This is a genomic window from Prevotella sp. S7-1-8 (assembly GCF_000758925.1).
In the GTDB taxonomy this organism is placed as follows: Bacteria; Bacteroidota; Bacteroidia; order Bacteroidales; family Bacteroidaceae; genus Prevotella.
Map to the genome: position 1 here is coordinate 60,867 of NZ_JRNC01000024.1, position 19,393 is coordinate 80,259.

General features: G+C 52.1%; 10 protein-coding genes. 5 read left to right on the forward strand and 5 right to left on the reverse strand.

The annotated features are described in order from the left end of the window. Positions 1 to 32 precede the first annotated feature (32 nt). Genes HMPREF1640_RS03820 through dxs form a run of 3 tightly spaced genes read right to left on the reverse strand, consistent with a single transcriptional unit; the run spans position 33 to position 4,735 of the window. Positions 33 to 1,490, reverse strand: a complete 1,458-nt coding sequence (locus HMPREF1640_RS03820) for a TrkH family potassium uptake protein (protein ID WP_036892548.1) — start codon at positions 1,488 to 1,490, stop codon at positions 33 to 35. Continuing rightward, positions 1,491 to 2,831 carry a Trk system potassium transporter TrkA gene (trkA, locus tag HMPREF1640_RS03825; RefSeq protein WP_036892549.1) on the reverse strand — a complete coding sequence of 447 codons (1,341 nt, stop codon included), beginning with the start codon at positions 2,829 to 2,831 and terminating at the stop codon, positions 1,491 to 1,493. It abuts the gene before it with no gap. Positions 2,832 to 2,839: 8 nt separating this feature from the next. Continuing rightward, positions 2,840 to 4,735 (reverse strand): 1-deoxy-D-xylulose-5-phosphate synthase, encoded by a 1,896-nt coding sequence (dxs, locus tag HMPREF1640_RS03830; RefSeq protein ID WP_036892550.1) that lies wholly within the window; start codon positions 4,733 to 4,735, stop codon positions 2,840 to 2,842. A gap of 129 nt (positions 4,736 to 4,864) precedes the next feature. On the opposite strand from dxs, the gene HMPREF1640_RS03835 reads away from it, so the two are divergent. Beyond that, positions 4,865 to 6,274: an aminopeptidase C gene (locus HMPREF1640_RS03835; RefSeq protein ID WP_036892552.1), complete on the forward strand. Its 1,410-nt coding sequence runs from the start codon at positions 4,865 to 4,867 to the stop codon at positions 6,272 to 6,274. After that, positions 6,274 to 7,233 carry an endonuclease/exonuclease/phosphatase family protein gene (locus HMPREF1640_RS03840; protein ID WP_036892555.1) on the forward strand — a complete coding sequence of 320 codons (960 nt, stop codon included), beginning with the start codon at positions 6,274 to 6,276 and terminating at the stop codon, positions 7,231 to 7,233. Before HMPREF1640_RS03835 ends, HMPREF1640_RS03840 begins: the two co-directional genes overlap by 1 nt. Before the next feature lie 53 nt (positions 7,234 to 7,286). Here HMPREF1640_RS03840 and HMPREF1640_RS03845 read toward each other — a convergent pair whose 3' ends face one another. Next, positions 7,287 to 7,676, reverse strand: coding sequence for an FMN-binding protein (locus HMPREF1640_RS03845; RefSeq protein ID WP_036892610.1), 390 nt, complete (start codon positions 7,674 to 7,676; stop codon positions 7,287 to 7,289). 223 nt (positions 7,677 to 7,899) lie between these two features. Here HMPREF1640_RS03845 and HMPREF1640_RS03850 point away from each other — a divergent pair, with 223 nt between their 5' ends. Then, positions 7,900 to 8,865: a metallophosphoesterase gene (locus HMPREF1640_RS03850; protein ID WP_036892558.1), complete on the forward strand. Its 966-nt coding sequence runs from the start codon at positions 7,900 to 7,902 to the stop codon at positions 8,863 to 8,865. Positions 8,866 to 9,591: 726 nt separating this feature from the next. On the opposite strand, the gene HMPREF1640_RS03855 is transcribed toward HMPREF1640_RS03850, so the two are convergent. Further along, positions 9,592 to 10,491: a diaminopimelate dehydrogenase gene (locus HMPREF1640_RS03855; protein WP_036892561.1), complete on the reverse strand. Its 900-nt coding sequence runs from the start codon at positions 10,489 to 10,491 to the stop codon at positions 9,592 to 9,594. Positions 10,492 to 10,794: 303 nt separating this feature from the next. Between HMPREF1640_RS03855 and ruvA the strand changes: the two genes are divergently transcribed. Both ruvA and sprA read left to right on the forward strand, forming a co-directional pair. Next, positions 10,795 to 11,415 carry a Holliday junction branch migration protein RuvA gene (gene ruvA / locus HMPREF1640_RS03860; RefSeq protein ID WP_036892563.1) on the forward strand — a complete coding sequence of 207 codons (621 nt, stop codon included), beginning with the start codon at positions 10,795 to 10,797 and terminating at the stop codon, positions 11,413 to 11,415. A 132-nt stretch (positions 11,416 to 11,547) separates the two neighbouring features. Continuing rightward, positions 11,548 to 19,239: a cell surface protein SprA gene (gene sprA, locus HMPREF1640_RS03865; protein ID WP_036892566.1), complete on the forward strand. Its 7,692-nt coding sequence runs from the start codon at positions 11,548 to 11,550 to the stop codon at positions 19,237 to 19,239. Positions 19,240 to 19,393 lie beyond the last annotated feature (154 nt).

Here is a 19,393-nt window from a genome sequence, read left to right on the forward strand (position 1 = left end):
TGTCGGCATGGCATGGCGCTTGTGTCGGCAGTCTAATTCCTTGTCCAGAACGATGGGGTTAGGATGATCAGCACTGTAAATATTTCCAAGCGACCAATGAGCATCATGATGGAGCACATCCACTTGGCGAAGTCGGGCAAGACGGACCATGACATGGTTGGACCAATCTCCACGCCCAACGTGGGTCCTACGTTGCCCAAGCAACTCAGGCAGATGGTGATGGAGTTGGTGTTGTCTATACCCATCGCGATCATGATAAATGCCATCAGCAACAGCAACAGCAAGTAGGCAGTGAGAAAGGCCAATAGAGACACGCGCTGGGCGTTGGGAATGTTCTGACCGTTAATCTTGAGTGGCAATATGGCTTTGGGATGCAATCGCTGCGTGAACTCGTTGCGCACAACTTTGGCTACCATTACAGCCCGAATGGCCTTGAAACCACCGCTCGTGCTGCCCGAGCACGCTCCTATGAACATGCAAATGGACAGGACGACCCACGTGACATGTGGCCACTTTCCGGCGTCGTCGTTGTAAAGGCCGGTGGTGGTGATGAATGAGATCACTTGGAAAATGCCACACCGAAAGGCGCGCTCGATGCCATAACCGTTTTTGTAAATAAGCTCGAGCATGACGAAAAGCGTGAACCCTAACACTATGTAGATGTAAAATCGCAGTTCGCTGTCTTGCCAAAATTGCTTGAATTTGAATTTGGCCGCGATGGCATAGAGCAACGTAAAATTGACGCCGGACAAGAAACAAAAGAATGTGGTGGTGTACTCCAAGGCTGGCGAATTAAAAAATTCGGTGCTGTTGTTGTGAATGGAAAAGCCACCGGTGGCCGCAGACGACATGGCGTAGTTCACGCCTTGGTACCAGTCCATGCCAAAAATCATGTAGCATGCCATGCAGCCAAAGGTGATAAAGAGATACACTATCCATATCCACCGCGCGCTCATGGATAGCTTGGGGTGCAGCTTTGTTTTGATTGGCCCGGTGGCTTCGGCAGCGAACACCTTGGTGCTGCCGCCCACAAGCGATGGCAACAAGGCCACGGTGAAGAACACGATGCCTAAACCACCAATCCATTGAGTGAGCGAACGCCAAAACAATATGCCGTGAGGAAGCGCCTCCACGTTGTCAATGATGGTGGCTCCGGTGGTGGTGAACCCGGACATGGTCTCGAAAAAAGCGTCGGTGTAAGTGTGCAAATAGCCGCCAATAAGGAAAGGGGCCGTGCCGAAAGCGGAAAAGACTATCCACGCTAACGTCACCACGAGAAACGAATCCCGACGCGAAAGCGTGTCGCCCGAGTTCCGCCCGAAATACCTGAACGTGAAAGCGCCGATCAACGTGATAAGGATGGACGACGTGAATGTAAAAATGTCGTCCTCGCCAAAGTACAAGGCCATGAACAAACAAAGCAGCATCAGCGCGGCTTCGATGAAGAGAAGAGCCCCCAAGATCTTGTATATGATACGAAAATTAACCATTTAAATAAACAGCTTTTCGATTTTTTTTAAGTTCACGTCGTGGCAGAACACCACTACGGAGTCGCCTGCTTGGATTTGGGTGTTGCCCGACACGAGCATGCCCTCGCCGTTTCTCACGATGCCTCCGATGGTGATGCCTTTTGGCAATCCCAAATCCTTGACCGGCTTTCGGGTCACTCTCGAGTCTTCTTTTGGCACAAACTCGGCCACGTCGGCATTGGCGGACATGATAAAGGTGATGTTCAGCACGTCGGCGTCGAGCATCAATTGGTATATGCGGCCGGCCGCGATGGCTTTCTTGTTGATAATGGTGCCTATGTCAAGGCTCTCGGCCATGCTCACGTAGTCTACGTTTTCTACCATCGCAACGGTCTTCCTCACGCCGAGACGCTTGGCCGCGAGGCACGCCAGGATGTTGGCTTCGGCATTGCCCGAAAGCGCGACGAAGGCCTCGGTGTTCCTGATACCCTCGTCGATGAGCAGTGATACGTCGCGGGCGTCTCCGTGAATGACCAGCACGTTGCTGTCCAATAGGTCGTTCAACTCTTCGCAACGGTCGGCGTTTACCTCAAATATTTTAGCCCCCATATATTTCGGAAGGTTTTGCAACGCTCTAACAGCGGTGGTGCCTCCACCCATGAACATTACGTTCTTGACATCCACGTATTTTTCCTTTCCTACTATTTTCCTGATATAGGGAATGTATTGTGGGGTGGTCATAAAGTAGGCGAGGTCAAAACATTCCAGCTCATCCTTTCCGCCGGGAATGATTGTCTCGTTGCCGCGCTTGATGGCCACGATGTGGTATGGGTCTTCAGGTCCACAGAGCTTGTACAGTGGCTGGTTGAGCACTTCGCACTCTTCGCGCAGCTTGATGCCCAACATCACGAGCGCTCCGTCGTGCACGTCCCATCTCTGTCGTACCCAAGACATCTTCAATCCGTTGATAATGTCTCGGGCGGCAAGTATGTCCGGATAAATCAGCTGGTCCACGCCGAGGTCCCTGTACATGTCGCGCACGCTGTCGATCATAAATTCCTCGTCGTTCACTTGTGCCACGGTTTTCTTGGCATGGAGTGCGTGCGCGATGATACAGCTGTTTATGTTTTCCTCCTCGTTGGGTGTGAGAGCGATGAAAAGGTCAGTGTTTTCGATGCCAGCCTGTTTCAATATCTTGACGCTCGAAGGCGATCCTTGCAATGTCATCAGGTCATAGTCTGAGCCGATACGCGCCAGTCTATCTTCGTCAATGTCAATAACGACCAGTTCTTCTTTGCTGTGCGAGAGCAGACGGGCCAAGTATCGCCCGATGGCGTATGCTCCGGAGATGATAATTTTCATGCCAAACGTTAAGATTTCATGATTTTTAAAATAGACGTCGCGATAGAATCAACGTCAAGTCCGCATAGCTGTTGCAGTTGGGACACGGTGCCGTGTTCCACAAAGTTGGTGTCTGGCAGGCCCAATCTGACAATTTTGGGTTGGTAATTGTGGTCGTTCATCCACTCCAAGACGGCCGATCCAAGACCGCCGTTGCGCACGCCATCCTCAATGGTGATGACGCGCTTGAACTTTCTTCCCACCTCGTCCATGATGTCTTCGTCCATGGGTTTGAGGAAGCGCATGTCATAAAGGGCGCACGACACGCCCGATTTCTCGATGGCTTCCTTGGCCCTGTTGCCTATCGGTCCAATAGAAAGTATCGCCACTTCGGTGCCATCGCATAGCTTTTGCCCCTTTCCTATGGGTATTTCTTCTAACGCGCAGCGCCAATCTTTAAGTTCCCCGCGCCCTCGAGGATAGCGTATCACGAACGTGCCTTGCCCGGGAAGTTGGGCCGTGTACATCATTTTTCGCAACTCGCGCTCGTTCAATGGCGAGGCGATGGTGAGGTTGGGGATGGGCCGCAAGGCCGCCAAGTCAAAGGCTCCGTGGTGTGTCGTGCCGTCCTCTCCCACCAATCCGGCTCGGTCCAAGCACATCACCACGGGCAGGTTAAGTATGGCCAAGTCATGGATTATATTGTCATAAGCCCGTTGTGAGAATGAGCTGTAGATGTTACAAAATGGCATTAGCCCCTCCTTGGCCATTCCGCCGGAGAACGTCACGGCATGCCCCTCGGCGATACCCACGTCGAAAACCCGGTCGGGCATGGCTTTCATCATGATGCTCATGGAGCATCCCGTGGGCATGGCAGGTGTAACTCCCATTATCTTTGGGTTTTTCTCGGCCAGTTCTAACAGCGTGTTGCCAAACACGTCTTGGTATTTGGGCGGCTGGTTAGAGGTGTCGCAAACATAACGCTCGCCTGTTTTCGCGTCGAATTTACCCGGTGCGTGCCATATGGTCGCGGCATTCTCGGCCGGCTTGTAACCTTTGCCCTTCACGGTATGAAGGTGCAATAGTTTTGGCCCTTTCATGTCTTTGATTTGCCTGAGCACGCGCACCATCTCCTGAACGTCATGCCCGTCGAAAGGCCCGAAGTAGCGCACGTTCATGCCTTCGAATATGTTTTGTTGGTGACTGATGGCGCTTTTGATGGCGTTGTTCAGCCTGATAATGCCTTTGCGACGCTTATCGTCCAAATAACCCTTGGCGCTCAGCCATTGGGATGCTTTGAAACGCAACTTGTTATAGGTGGCATTGGTGTCGAGATTGAGCAGGTATTTTTCCATGCCTCCTACCGCTCGGTCTATCGACATGTCATTGTCATTGAGTATGATGAGCAGGTCGTTTGGCGTTGAGCTCGCGTTGTTCAGTCCCTCGAAAGCCAGTCCGCCGCTCATCGCGCCATCTCCAATGACTGCCACCACGTGCCTGTTGTCACTGCCATTTTTCTTTGCGGCCACCGCCATTCCTAAGGCGGCGGAAATGCTGTTGGACGCATGCCCGCACGTGAAAGTGTCGTACTCGCTTTCCAGTGGCGTGGGAAATGGCCTGATACCACCCATTTTCCTGTTGGTGGCAAATCGCTCCCGCCGCCCGGTCAGTATCTTGTGCCCATAGGCTTGGTGCCCGGTGTCCCATACAATGCGGTCCTCGGGGGTGTCGAACACATAGTGAAGCGCCACCGTCAATTCCACAACGCCGAGGCTCGACGCCAAGTGGCCAGGGTTGACAGAGACCTCGTCAATGATGGTTTGGCGCAGTTCTTTGCACACTTCGGGTAGTTGGCCAGTGTTTAATTTTCTAAGATCGGAGGGGTAAACGATTTGGTTTAAAAGTGTGTTTTTGCCTTGTTCCATTGAACAATCTGTTGGAATAACCATGCAAAGATACTATATTTTTTTGAGAATGGTGGCTAAACATTGATTATTTTACTACCTTTGCAACATAGCAAAACATCTTTTTCACTTACCGTTAAAACCTAATTTATGAGCACAAGAGCACTTTTTCTATCCTCCGCCATTGCTTTATGCGGATGCGTCTCGGCGCAAACCGCGGGTGGGGGCGTTTCCCAAGAGATGTTGCGCCAAATACAAATGGCGCAACCTCGAGGCGCGGCGGACAAGGCGTTGGCAAACGCTATAGCCGCCAACAAGATTGACGACTTGGCCAGAAACCGCGGCAACCAAGGCAGCGTAGACCCTTATTTCAGCGTCGAAACGTCCAAACAGAGCATCCATGATCAGAAGAGTTCTGGTCGTTGCTGGATGTTTTCAGGATTTAATGTACTTCGTTCCAACTTTGCCAAACGCCACAACGACTCAATCAGGGTGGAGTTTTCGCAAGCCTACCTCTTCTTTTATGACCAGTTGGAAAAGGCCAACCTCATGCTTCAAGGCGTGATAGACTGTGCTCGCAAGCCCATTGACGACACTCGAGCGCAATTCTTTTTTCGCAATCCCATCAGCGATGGCGGCACGTTTTGCGGTGTCTCCGACTTGGCGGAAAAGTACGGACTTGTGCCTATGGACGTCATGCCCGAGAGCTATTCGTCTAACAACACCTCGCGTATGCAGCGCATGGTCGCTTCCAAGTTGCGCGAGTTCGGGCTCGAATTGCGCCAAATGGTCAATGGCGGCAAAGGAAAAGCTGCCGTTAACAAGCGCAAGACCGAGATGCTTGGCACCATTTACCACATGCTGTCTTTGACCATAGGCCAACCTGTCAAAGAGTTTACCTACGCCATGCGCGACAAAAATGGCAAACCCGTGGGAGCCGCCCGAAAGTACACTCCCAAAGAATTTTATGCCGAAACCGTTGGCGGTCCCATCAATGGCACGTTTATTATGGTGATGAACGATCCGCGCCGGCCTTATCACAAGACGTTCGAGGTGGAGTATGATCGCCATGTTTATGATGGGCACAACTGGAAATACCTCAACCTTCCGATGGAGGAGATAGCCCAATTGGCCATTGCCTCGCTCAAGGATGGACGCAAAATGTATTCCAGCTACGATGTGGGCAAGCAGTTTGACCGTAAGCGTGGCTACCTGGATACAGAGAATTATGATTACGCTTCGCTCTTCGGCACAACGTTTGGCATGAACAAGGCGGAGCGCATAGAGACTTTCGACAGTGGCTCCACCCATGCCATGACGCTCACGGCCGTGGATCTTGACGCCGCCGGAAAGCCTTTGAGGTGGAAGGTCGAGAACAGTTGGGGCGCCAATAGCGGCGTGAACGGCTGTCTCATTATGACCAACCGCTGGTTCAACGAGTATATGTTCCGCTTGGTAGTAGACAAGAAATATGTACCCGCCAGCTTGCTGAAGGAGTTTGACCAGAAGCCCATCATGGTGATGCCAGAGGACCCATTGTTCATGCCTGACAACCGCTGATGTGCCTCGTCACGCTCTTGGTGTCGTTTCTCACGGTCGTGGAACTGAACTGTGAAAACCTTTTTGACACTGTCGATGATAGTTTGAAGCGAGACGAGAGCTTTCTTCCCGCCTCTAACTATCATTGGACTCCTAATCGCTATTGGCGCAAACTCAATCGCGTCGGGCAGGCCATCCTTTCTTGTGGCATGCTTGACTCGCTTCAGGTGGTGCCCGATTTGGTCGCGCTCACCGAGGTGGAAAACGACTCGGTGATGCGCGATCTCACCTGCCGCTCCCTGCTCAGGCAGGCTGGCTATAGCTATGTCATGACAGATAGCCCCGACGAGCGTGGCATAGATGTGGCTTTACTCTACTCCCCCTTCGCCTTTCGCCTGTTGCGTCACCATTCCATTCGCGTTGCCCCGATGAGCCATTTTAGCGCCACGCGCGACATTCTTTACGTTTCGGGCGAGGTCATTTCGGGTGATACGCTGCACGTCTTTGTGGTGCATGCGCCCAGTCGTTCCGGCGGCGAGCGGTTTACACGCCCTTACCGGTTGCATGTGGCCCGGCACTTGTGCCATGCCATCGACTCGCTGCGCGCCACCACGCCTGCTCCCCATATTATTGTGATGGGCGATTTTAATGATTATACCGATGATGCCGCCATGCTCTTGTTGCGATCTAAAAACTTGACAGACATATCAGCCCGCGCCCATGGACGCCATGGCGCCAAGGGCACTTATCGCTACCATGGTGTCTGGGGCAGCTTGGACCACGTGCTGTGTGACGGCTCCATGGCTGCCCGGTTGGTGGAGTGCCATGTCAACGACGCGCCTTTTTTGCTCTGCGACGACGAAAAGTATGGGGGTGTCAAGCCCCGTCGCACCTATTTGGGGCCGCGCTATCTCGGCGGCTTCAGCGACCACTTGCCATTGGTGTCCGTGTTCCGATTGGGGGAAGCGCAAGAAAGGTGAATTCGCCGTCGGGGCTTCCTCCCTACGTGGATGGTCGCGAAGGCCCGCGTGTTTTACTTGTTGCGCCTGTAATATTCCAGTCCAGCTTGTACGTTTTTCATTAACGCCTTGCTCGACATCGTGGCGCCGCTCACGGCGTCCACGCTCATCTTCTCGGCCTTGCGCGTGGTCTTCCCTTCGTAGTTCTTGAGCAATTTTTTGGCTTTCTCGAAATATTTTGGCGTTTCTTGGTTGGGCAATGCTTCCACTTTTACAACGCGATTTCTCTCTATGTATATTTTCACGGGCGTATTGTTCTTGTAGCCTTTCACCCCTTTGGCCAATGTCGTGGTGTTCACGATTGTCGTCTTGCCTTTGCTTGTCATCGTGTTGTCGGCAGGCATGGCGCTGACTATAAATGCCGTTGACAGCGCGACCATACACAGTTTGATATTTTTTTTCATCATGATAACCTTGTGAGTTGATTTAAAAATCTCTATAAGCCTAATGTATATAGACAGTCAAAAATAAAAAAAATATCTGAAAAGCCATGTTCCTTTTAACGTTTTTAGCGAGTATTTTAATGTTTTTTGCTACCTAAGGCAAATTTTTGCGCACACTTGTTTTTTTGCGGTTTGATGCGTGTTTCTCCTTTTTTGCTTACTTTTGCCATCAAAGAAATGATGTATGAAAATCAAAATCAGACACAACAGCTTGATGCGCCTTGTCTTTGGCAGTTTGTTGTTCATAGTTTTGCCAGGTCTTCCGTTTCTTCTTTTATGCCCGCTGGCGGGCTGGAAGATGGCGTTGGCGCTGCCGGTCATGGTGTGGGTCGTGGCGATTTATGGTTTCTTTTTTGGTTGGCGACATATCGTGGTGCGTCAAGCCGTTTGCCCTTCGCCGCTCTTGCCGGTCTCGTTCGATGGCTATAGGGTGTTGCAAATGTCGGATATTCATATAGGCACTTTCCTTCGCAACCGTCATTTTGTTGACAAGATGGTAAGTCTTGTCAATGCCCAGCGCGCCGATCTTGTCGTTTTCACGGGCGACTTGGTCAACGTGAGCGCCGAGGAGCTGATACCCTTTCAGCGCGCGCTGGGGCGGATAAGAGCTCGCGACGGTGTGTACTCCATCATGGGCAATCACGATTATTGCGAGTATGGCGAGGACAAAAACGGGCGCGACGTCGAGCGTAACCAAACCGCGTTGAAATACATGGAGCGCAAGATGGGGTGGCGATTGTTGCTCAACGAGCATGCGTTTGTCAGCAATGACAGCGGCGACCGGATAGCTGTCATAGGCGTGGAGAACGTCAGCAGGCCACCGTTTCAAGACTATGGCGACCTTCATGCGGCCATGCGCGGCTTGCCTCGTGGCATGTTCAAAATCCTGCTCACCCACGACCCGAGCCATTGGCGTCGTGGCGTTCTTGGCCAAACCGACATCGCCCTCACTCTCTCGGGGCACACCCATGCCGCCCAAGTGCGCTTGGGCAGGTTCTCGCCGGCCAAATGGGCGTATAACGAGTGGGGTGGAAAATACACCGAGAAAGGTGTCATGCTTCATGTGTCATTGGGCATAGGTGGCACTGTGCCGTTCCGGTTTGGCGCTTGGCCAGAAATCAATGTCATCACGCTACGTCATGCCAAATGATGGTTTGGCGGTTGTCTTTTGTTTTTCGGTAAGCGAAAGCGGGAGTGGTGGCGCGATCTGCGCTATCTGTCGCGCCATGCCTTAAATGGGTGTAAAAAATGAAGCGCGGGTTTCGTCCTCATGTTTTTTTGCCGATAGGCTATCCGTAAAAATGAGCGTGAGCGTGATGACGGTAAATGGCAACTGCTTGTTTACATTGCTTTCTTTTCAAAATAATACATCTGAAAACTTTTGACAAAACCTCTGTTGTATTTCGTGTATTTGAAAATCAGAAGCTAATGGTTGTAAATACGCCCAAAACAAGCGTGTTTTTATAACAAGCTATGGACCAGCGGTTTGCGTGCGCACGCATCCTTTCCCTCTTGTCTAAGTCCCATGAGATGGCTGCCTTTAATATCCAATCGGATGGCGATTGGACCTTGATGGTGGTCTGACAACGGCCTGTTGGCGTCTCGATTAGGCGCTGATGGCGGTCTGGATAAGTAATAATCGCCATGGATAGCCAGCTTGCCCAAGTGTAAATGTCACTCATTTGTTTCTGTCATGCTGCCGCGCCGCGAATACGGGCGCTGTTTTTTCGCTAAAAGGATAAGTTCCGGACGCGCTGTTTTTGTGATTATTTGTTTACACCCCGGGCAAGGGTCGCGTGTTTGTGTGGTGGGCGAGGGTAAAAAAAGAGGCTGGCCATCGTGGATGCCAGCCTCTTATGTTGGGAAGATAAAGACATTACACCAACGTGCCGACGATTTCCTCGCGGCTGCCGGGCAACATGTCTATCACCGGAATTTCGGGCATGGTATAGCAGCCCGGTTGCAGGCGCATAGAGGCTCTCGCCACGTTAACCAACACCTGTGCCGTGAGCGCCGGGTTGTTGATGCTCATGTTGAACTCCATGCGCTGGTTGGGCGTTTGCCCACTGACACCCTTGCGCACAAGGTTCACGCCATGCCCCATGTCTTGCACGTCCTTTACCGAGGCCACCGCGAACACGTGGGTCTCGTCGTGCGCGAAGTAAGGGTCTGCCTTGATTTCGGCCGTCACGTCTTCCAATTTTGCGCCGTCTTCCAATTCCACGTAGACCATGCGGCGATGTATGCCCTCGCCCAATGGAATGGTGACGGAGAGCGCGTCTTTCACGCCTTGCTTACCGCGCACGCACACGCTATGGCCCATTGACATGCCCGGGCCAAAGTTGGTGTAGGTTAATCCCTTGGGAGCGAGGCTCTGCATGAGCACGCGCACGATAGAGTCTGACCCCGGGTCCCATCCGGCCGAAATGACGCTGACACGGCCGGCGCGTTTGCAATGCTCCATCTGGCTTGTGCGATAGTCTAAGATGGAGGTGTGTATATCAAAGCTATCCACTGTGTTGATACCCATGGCCACTATTTTTTCCGCGTATTCAGGGCACGAACGGGTGGGCGTGGCGAGTATGGCCACGTCAATGTCCTTGAGCTTGGCAATGTCGTCCACCACCTCGTAAGGGGTCAGCGCCAATGGTTTGTCTTTGTCACCCTGACGGCGCACAATGCCCGCAATCTCAAAATCCGAGGCCGCCTCCAACGCCTCCACGGCGTAGCGACCTATGTTGCCATAACCGACAACAGCTGCTCTAATCTTTTTCATAATCTCTAACTATTTGATTGTTGATATCAGTTCATGTCCGCAAAATTACATTTTTCTCACGATAAAATTGTAATCAAGGTCTATTTAAATCATAAAAAAAGTGTAAAAGATAGCAAAAAGACACTCGGGAGATAATTTTTGAGACAATGTGGCAAACGCGTATTTCTTTGCCCCAAGGATGTTATTGTCGCTCGTTGGTGTCGCGTTTGGATGGTCGTGGCATGCCCGTGAGACGGCAACGCTTTTTTTTCGCGCGCGCAATATGCGAGCGTTTAGGGCGTTATTATTCAAAAAGGACAATAGATGATAGAATATATAAAAGGTGACTTGACCGAGCTTACGCCAGCGTTGGCCGTCGTCGAAACCGCTGGCGTGGGTTACGCGCTGAGCATATCGCTCAACACTTATGGCGATATACAAGGAAAAAAGGTAGCAAAACTTTATGTGCACGAGGCCATACAGACGGGTGGCCGTGATGACAACTACACTCTTTACGGGTTTGCGACCAAGCGCGAGCGTGAGCTTTATCGCCTGCTCATCACCGTATCGGGCGTGGGAGCCAATACCGCGCGCACCATGCTGTCCTCGCTCTCGCCACAAGAGCTGTGCAACGCCATTGCAAACGGTGACGAAAAACTCATCAAGACCGTCAAAGGCATAGGCCTGAAGACGGCCCAGCGGGTCATCGTGGACCTGCGTGACAAGATAATGAGCACGGGTATTGCCGACGAGCTGCATGTGGGCAAAGGCACATCGGCCTCGTCGGCCATCAACACGCCAGTGTACGAAGAGGCCGTTTCGGCCATGACCATGCTTGGATTTGCTCTGGCCCCAACGGCCAAAGTGGTGACAGAAATCGTCACGGAGCACCCTGATTGGACTGTAGAGACGGTAGTGAAAGAGACCCTCAAACGCGTGAAATGACGTGTGAGGCATGGACTGCGTTGAATGGCCGGCAGCCATGCCAATATGGCGGAAAAACGCCATGAGCCCTTGACGGCTGGCGCTTGTCATGGATTGTGGCACGGATAATGGCTAAAGAAGAATGGTTTTGACATGAAATTAAGGAAACACTATTTCGTGGTTATGGCGTCGCTGGCCGTGACAATGGCTGCCTATGCGGTGGTGTCTCCTCTTTTTCAGGTAGACCCCAACCGCAAAAAACGTGCGCACGCCCAAACGAGTGCTAACGCCACGAAAAGCCACGCCGACGCCAACGGCCGCGCGCCTGAACGCCACGGCGTGATGGGGCAACCGCTATTGACCGACGAAGACAGTATTCCCGACTCGCTGCTCAACCCACGTTGGAAAATACAACGTACCACACCCATCACCTACGACGACTTGGACCAAAGTGCCATGGACTTGCAACGCCCCGCGGGCTTGAGGTATGAGGTGACCTACAACGACTCTATCGACCGCTATATCATTGGCGCCAAGATTGGTTCCACGTATCTCGCGGCCCCCATCATGATGACACCGGCCGAGTATATGAAATGGAGCGAGAAGCACGGTAGGTACGCTTACTACCGCAGCAAGAACGACGAGATATACAAAGCCAAGGGCAAAGAGAAATTCGATTTTGCCGACATGCACTTCGACCTTGGACCGGCCGAGAAAATTTTTGGGCCGGGTGGGGTGCGTATCAGAACGCAGGGAACGGCCGAGCTAAAATTCGGGGGCACCTATAAGAGCATACAAAACCCATCGCTGCCGATAAGGAACCGCAAGCGATTGTCAATGGATTTTGACGAGAAAATAAACCTGAACGTCAATGGGCGCGTGGGCGACAAGGTGAACATGAACCTCAACTATAACACCGATGCCACATTCGACTTTGACGCCCAGAACATGAAGCTGAAGTATGACGGCAAGGAAGACGAGATAGTCAAGCTTGTGGAGGGTGGAAACGTGTCGTTCCCGTCCAACTCCTCTCTCGTCCAAGGCGCCAGCAGCCTGTTTGGCCTACGCACTGACTTGCAGTTTGGCAAACTCAAGTTGCAATTGGTGGCGTCGCAGAAGAAAAGCTCATCCAAGAGCGTGTCCACACGGGGTGGCAAGCAACTCACGTCGTTTGAGATGGGAGCTGCCGACTACGAAGAGAACCGCCACTTCTTTCTTTCGCAATATTTTCGCGAGCATTATGATGAGGGCATGCGCACATTGCCCAATCTCACCACTGGCGTGAGCGTCAACAGGGTGGAAATATGGGTTACCAACAAGAATGGCGCCACCACCAACACCCGTAACATCGTGGCTCTGACAGACCTCGGGGAGAGCGACAATATCAGCAACGCCAAATGGGTCTCGAGCGGCGTGAGCGTGCCGCGCAATGGCGCCAATAGCGAATATGCGGCCTTGACGGGCTCGCTCAGCGCCGCCCGAAACATAGACCAAACGTCGATTGTGCTCAATGGCGCGGGCTTGGTGGGTGGAGTGGACTATGAAAAGTTGCAAAGCGCGCGCCTGTTAACCTCATCGGAATACACCTTGAACCAAGCCCTTGGCTACGTGTCTCTGCGCGGAGCGCTGCAAACAGACCAAGTGTTGGCGGTGGCTTTTGAGTATACTTACGGTGGGCGCACTTACCAAGTGGGCGAGTTCGCGAGCGACGTGAGCGACGTGAGGCAGGCCCTTTTTGTCAAGTCGCTGAAAAACACAAGCAACAATCCATCGCAAGGCAACTGGCGCTTGATGATGAAAAATGTGTATTACCTGGCATCAAACGTGGAGAAAGACCAGTTCCGCTTGGACGTAAAGTTCCAGAGCGACACCGCGGGCGTATACCTCTCTTATATACCTGAGCCATCGGTGAAGATCGAGCCGCTAATCAAAATGCTCGGCGCCGACCGCCTTGACAATAACAACAAGGCGCGCTCCAATGGCTATTTCGACTTCGTGGAGGGCTACACGGTGAGTGACGGGCGGGTGTTTTTCCCCGCGGCAGAGCCGTTTGGCTCATACCTGTACAATCGTTTGCGGTCCAAAGGCGTGGATGCCGCCAAGGCAGAGAGGTATGCTTTCACCGAGCTTTACGATTCGACCAAGACAGTAGCCAAGCAGATAGCGGAGAAAGATAAGTTCTTGTTGCAAGGTCAATATCGTGGCACATCGGCCAACGTCATATCTCTCGGCGCCTTTAACGTGCCGCAAGGCTCGGTGGTGGTGACAGCGGGTGGTGTGCGATTGACCGAGGGCGCGGACTATTCGGTAGACTATAGCGCAGGTGAGGTGACCATCCTCAACCAAAGTATCATAGACGCTGGCACGGCCGTGAACGTGTCGTTAGAGAGCCAGTCTGAATACATGCAAGAGCGTAAAACCATGCTTGGCATGAACTGGGAATACGATTTCTCCAAGAGTTTCCAACTGTCGGGCACGCTGCAACATCTCTCGGAGCAGCCCCTCACAACCAAAGTGTCGATGGGAATGGAGCCGCTCAACAACACTCTATGGGGCTTGAACGTTAATTGGAAGAAGGAAAGCCAGTGGCTCACCAACGTGCTTGACCTCATTCCGTTCCTTAGACTGACCCAACCCTCGTCCATCTCGTTCTCCGGGGAGTTCGCCCAGCTCATAGCGGGGCAGAACCATGGAGTGCAAGACAGGGCCTCGTATCTTGACGACTTTGAAAACGCCACCGACAAGATAGATGTCTCCACCCCGACCAACTGGATATTGTCAAGCGTGCCATCGATGTTCGTCGAAAGCAAAGACCATACGGGGTTGACAAGCGGCTTTAACCGGTCACAATTGGCTTGGTACACCATAGACCCACTTTTCACGCGGCGCAGCAGCAGCCTTACGCCCGCTCATATCAAGAGTGACATAGACCAGCTGAGCGATCCATACGTGCGGGAGATATATGTACGCGACCTTTATCCGCAACGCAACCAAAGTAGCTACAACGGCGCGACCTCTACGTTGCCCATTTTGAACTTGGCTTATTATCCCAACGAGCGTGGACCTTACAACTTCAACCCCGATCTCTCGCCCACGGGCGCGCTTAACAACCCACGTCGACACTGGGGCGGCATGATGCGCAAGCTCGACACTAACGACTTTGAGGCCGCCAACATAGAGTATATCGAGTTTTGGATGCTCGACCCTTTTATCAAATCCAACAGCTTGCCAAACGCGTCGGAGTATGGTGGCGACTTTTATATAAACCTCGGCGAAGTATCGGAGGACGTGCTGCAAGACGGAAAGAAATTTTATGAAAGTGGCATGCCGGTAGACGGTTCGGCCAATTTCGTGTACACGCAGTGGGGAAAGATACCCGTGCAAAGCACTGTCACTTACGCCTTCGCTACATCCAAGGGCAGCAGAGCCCTGCAAGACGTGGGATACAATGGCATGAACGACGCCGAGGAACAGCGATTTAAATCTTACCAAGACTTTCTCAAGCAGATACAAGGAAAGGTGAATGTCGCTGTGTGGGACTCGATATGGGCCGATCCTGCGCATGATGATTATCATTATTTCAGGGGCGCGGACCTTGACCGTATGGAGGCGTCGATACACCGTCGGTATAAGTATATCAACAATCCGCAGGGCAATTCGCCCGACAACGACAGCCGAACGGAGGGTTACGATACGTCTTATAAGGCCACGCCGGACGTCGAGGATATCAACCAAGACTACACGCTCAACGAGTATGAGAAGTATTATCAGTACCACGTCTCTATCAGACCGGAAGACCTTGTGGTTGGTAAAAACTTCATAGTGGACAAGCGAGAGACCATGCGAGCGGCTCGAAACGGCAAGTCGCCCAAGCTCACATGGTATCAATTTCGCATCCCGGTGAGCGAGTTTGAAAGCAAGAACGGCGCCATTTCCGATTTTAGCAGCATACGATTTATGCGCATGTTTCTCACCAATTTTGAGCATCCGGTCATCCTTCGCTTTGGAAGCATGGATCTTGTGAGGGGCACTTGGCGCGTGTATGAGCAGAATTTGGACAACGTGCCTGGCTCGGGCAGCATGACAACGGCATCGGTAAGCGTTGAGGAAAACAACGACAAGACTCCCGTGAACTACGTGTTGCCGCCGGGCATCACGCGCGAACAAGATCCCACGCAGCCCCAATTGGTCGAGGCCAACGAGCAAGCCCTGTCCATAAACGTGTCGAACCTTGCGAATGGTGAGGCGAAGGCCGTGTACAAAAAGACCACTGTCGACATGCGACAGTATAAGCGCATGCAAATGTTCGTGCACGCAAACGCCAACGAAGGGAATGTGACCAATCTTAAAGACGACCAACTGGCGGTGTTCATAAGGCTTGGCTCCGACTATAAGAGCAATTTCTATGAGTACGAAATACCGTTGAAACTCACGCCTCCCGGCACCTATAACCGAAGGTCCAGGGCTGATTGCATAGCCGTCTGGCCCGAGGAGAACATGCTTGACGTGCCGTTGTCAAGACTAACCAAGGTGAAAAAGGAACGCAACAAACAAAAAGGCATGGGGCTCGCGTCGTTTAATCGCCCCTATTCCGCGTACGATCCGGAACATCCCAAGAACAAGATTACGGTGATGGGAAACCCCACTTTAGGCGAGGTCAAGACCATGATTATCGGCGTGAGAAACCTTTCGGCCAATCCTAAAAGTGGCGAAATATGGGTTAACGAGCTGCGATTGAAAGAGTATAACAATTCGGGAGGATGGGCCGCCAACAGCAATCTGAGCGTGCAATTGTCCGACTTGGGCAACATGAACGTGCAGGGAAGCTATGTGTCGGAGGGCTTTGGAGGGCTCGAAGAGGGTGTCAACGCACGCTCTCGAGATGACCAAAGCAATGTGTCGATGATGGCAAACATAGAGCTTGGAAAGTTCTTCCCGGAAAAAGCGAATGTCACCGCACCCTTGTATTATAGCGTAACCAAGCAGGTCAAAAAGCCCAAATACAACCCACTTGATACGGATATGAAATTGAATGACGCCCTTGAGGGCGCCGCTTCAAAGTTTGAGCGCGACTCCATAGAAAGCATTGCCGTGACCAAAAGTATCAGCACCAATTTCTCCTTGTCAAACATAAAGGTGGGAATACGGAACAAACGCCATCCCATGCCATACGACCCAGCGAACTTTACTTTCTTTTACAGCCACAGCCACAATCATATTCAAGGCGAAACGACGGTATACGAGAACGAGGACAACTGGCGAGGCGGCATGAATTACAACTGGACTCCGGTTTATAAAGCATGGGAACCGTTCAAGAAAACCAGAGGCAAGAGCAAATGGTTGGACTTCCCTAAACGTTTCGGACTAAACTGGTTGCCACAAAACGTTGACTTCAACACAGAGCTGACACGTTCTTACTACGAATTGCAAAAACGCGACATGGAGGCCATGGGGAATGCCACGCTGCCCGTTGTGTTTGCCCAACAGTTTCTCTGGAATCGCGAGTTTCGCCTGCGCTGGGATTTAACGCGAAACATTCACATGAACTTCCAGAGCGCCACGCACGCTGAAGTGGAGGAGCCATACGCCCCCGTCAACAAGGATTTGTACCCCGACCACTACGAGGCTTGGAAAGATTCGGTGTGGAATAGTATACGAAAATTCGGCCGTCCGCTGGACTATCAACAAAACTTCTCGCTGTCTTATCAATTGCCTTTGAACCTATTGCCCATATTTGATTGGGTCAGTGGCGATGCCACGTACAACGCCACGTACAACTGGTTGCGCGGAGCCGAACAAGAAAATGGCGCCTCTTTGGGAAACACCATACACAATAATCGACAGTTCAACGTCAATGGCAGATTCGATTTGGTGCGTCTTTACAATCACAGCGCCTTTTTGAAGAAAACCAACGAACGGTTTAACAGACAACCTTCGGAGACTGACAAGGACAAGAGACAACAGGCTCGGCAGGCTGCCAAGGCCGAAAAGCTGAAACAACGCGAAGCCGAGGCCAAGGCCCGCAAGCAGGCCATTGCTGATGGAAAAGACCCCGACGAGGCTGTTCGTCTGTTGCGTGAGAGCCACAAGCAGGCCACGACACGGCAGGGAACGTTGCCATTGAACAAAAACGCGTTCGAGAAAGAGATTACCTTGTTGCCCGATTCCACCATCGAAGTGAACCATGGGCGCAAATCGAAGCGGCTCTTTGTGACGGCCAAAACAGCCGATGGCAAACGGATTAAGATAAGTTTTAAAAAACTTGACGATAACAGAATACGCATCAATAACAAGGTAGACTCGGCGCTTAAGGTTAAAATAACGGTTCGCAAAAAACCTGATCTCGATAACGTCGAGTGGTACAAGATTGCTCAGTCGGCCGCGCGGGTGGCCATGATGATACGCAATGTCAGCGTCTCTTACCGCAATCAGTACTCTATGGCGCTACCCGGTTTCATGCCGAATATTGGCGATGCGTTTGGCCAAACCAATCGAACGGCAGCGCAAGGTCTGTCTCCAGGCCTTGATTTTGCGTTCGGCTTGACAGGTGACAACTATATCGAACGAGCGCGATCCAACGGTTGGTTATTGGTGAATGACAGTGTCGCGACGCCAGCCACAACCAACTTTACCGAGGACTTTCAGTTCAGAGCGTCCATCGAGCCCATCCGAAGTTTGAAGATAGACCTTGCCGCAAGCAGGATGAGTACGGTCGCAAAGAGCGTGCAATACATGTACGATGGCAATCCCACCACACAAACCGGCACTTTCACCATGACCACTTTGGCCGTGAAATCGGCTTTCGAGGGTATTGGAGACGCCAACAATGGTTTCAGAAGTGCCACGTTTGAGCGATTTTGCAATGCCTTGGAGGGCTACCGAAGGCGCGTAGAGGCAAGGTATGCGGGCACCCGATACCCGGCTGGAACGCCTCTCGCCGGCCGGGTGTTCGACCCTGCCAATGGAGCGGCCAACCTTTATGGCGCGGACGTGATGGTGCCCGCCTTCTTGGCTTCGTACACTTCCATAGGTGGCAACAACCTCGACATCTTTCCCGCTCTTACCCGATTGCTCCCCAACTGGACACTGCGCTACAGTGGCATGAGCAAGTTGCCTTGGTTCAGAGACGTGTTCAAGAGTGTCAACTTGAACCACAGTTACAAAAGCGTTTATGCCGTGGGCAGCTACCAGAGTTACTCCACCTTTATGCGACTTATGGGGCCCGACATGGGGTTCATTATCGATGCCACTGACGGCCATGCCCTGCCCAGTTCCATGTACAATGTCTCCACCGTGAGCGTCAACGAGTCTTTCTCGCCACTTTTGGGCGTGGACATGACCTTTCAAAACGATCTTACTGCCAAAATAGAGTATCGCCAAACACGCATTCTCACACTTTCCATGACCAGCGTGCAACTCAACGAGGCCCTGAGCAGAGACTGGGTGGTGGGGCTTAGCTACCGTATTAACGACCTGAACCTGTTTGGCGGGCGTGCCTCGAGACTTGCCAAGAGCGACAAACGCAACCGAGGCGCGGCCGTGATCGATCCATCCGCGCGACCCACCATGCGCGACGGTATAAACCACGGGCTTAATATCCGCCTTGACATATCCTATCGCAAACAGGCTTCCATCACCCGCGACATTGCCTCCATGACCTCGTCGGCCAGCAGTGGCAACACAGCTTTCAAGCTGTCGTTCATGGCCGACTATACCCTTTCCAAGCTCATGTCCGTCAGTTTTTACCTTGACAGACAGTCTAACGCACCCCTTCTTAGCAGCAACAGCTATCCCACCACCACCCAAGACTTCGGCTTGAGCCTGAAGTTCTCACTCACGCGCTGAGTCATTTCGTGACAGGGTTTTAGCGTGTCAATAAGTGTTATATGGTGTCAAAATTAGCAAGAATACACGCCCATTAACCCATTATTCGCGATAATCTTTGTAATTTCGCGCCTATCAATCATCTTTCAGCAGGCGCTTGCGCGCTTGTTCGTAT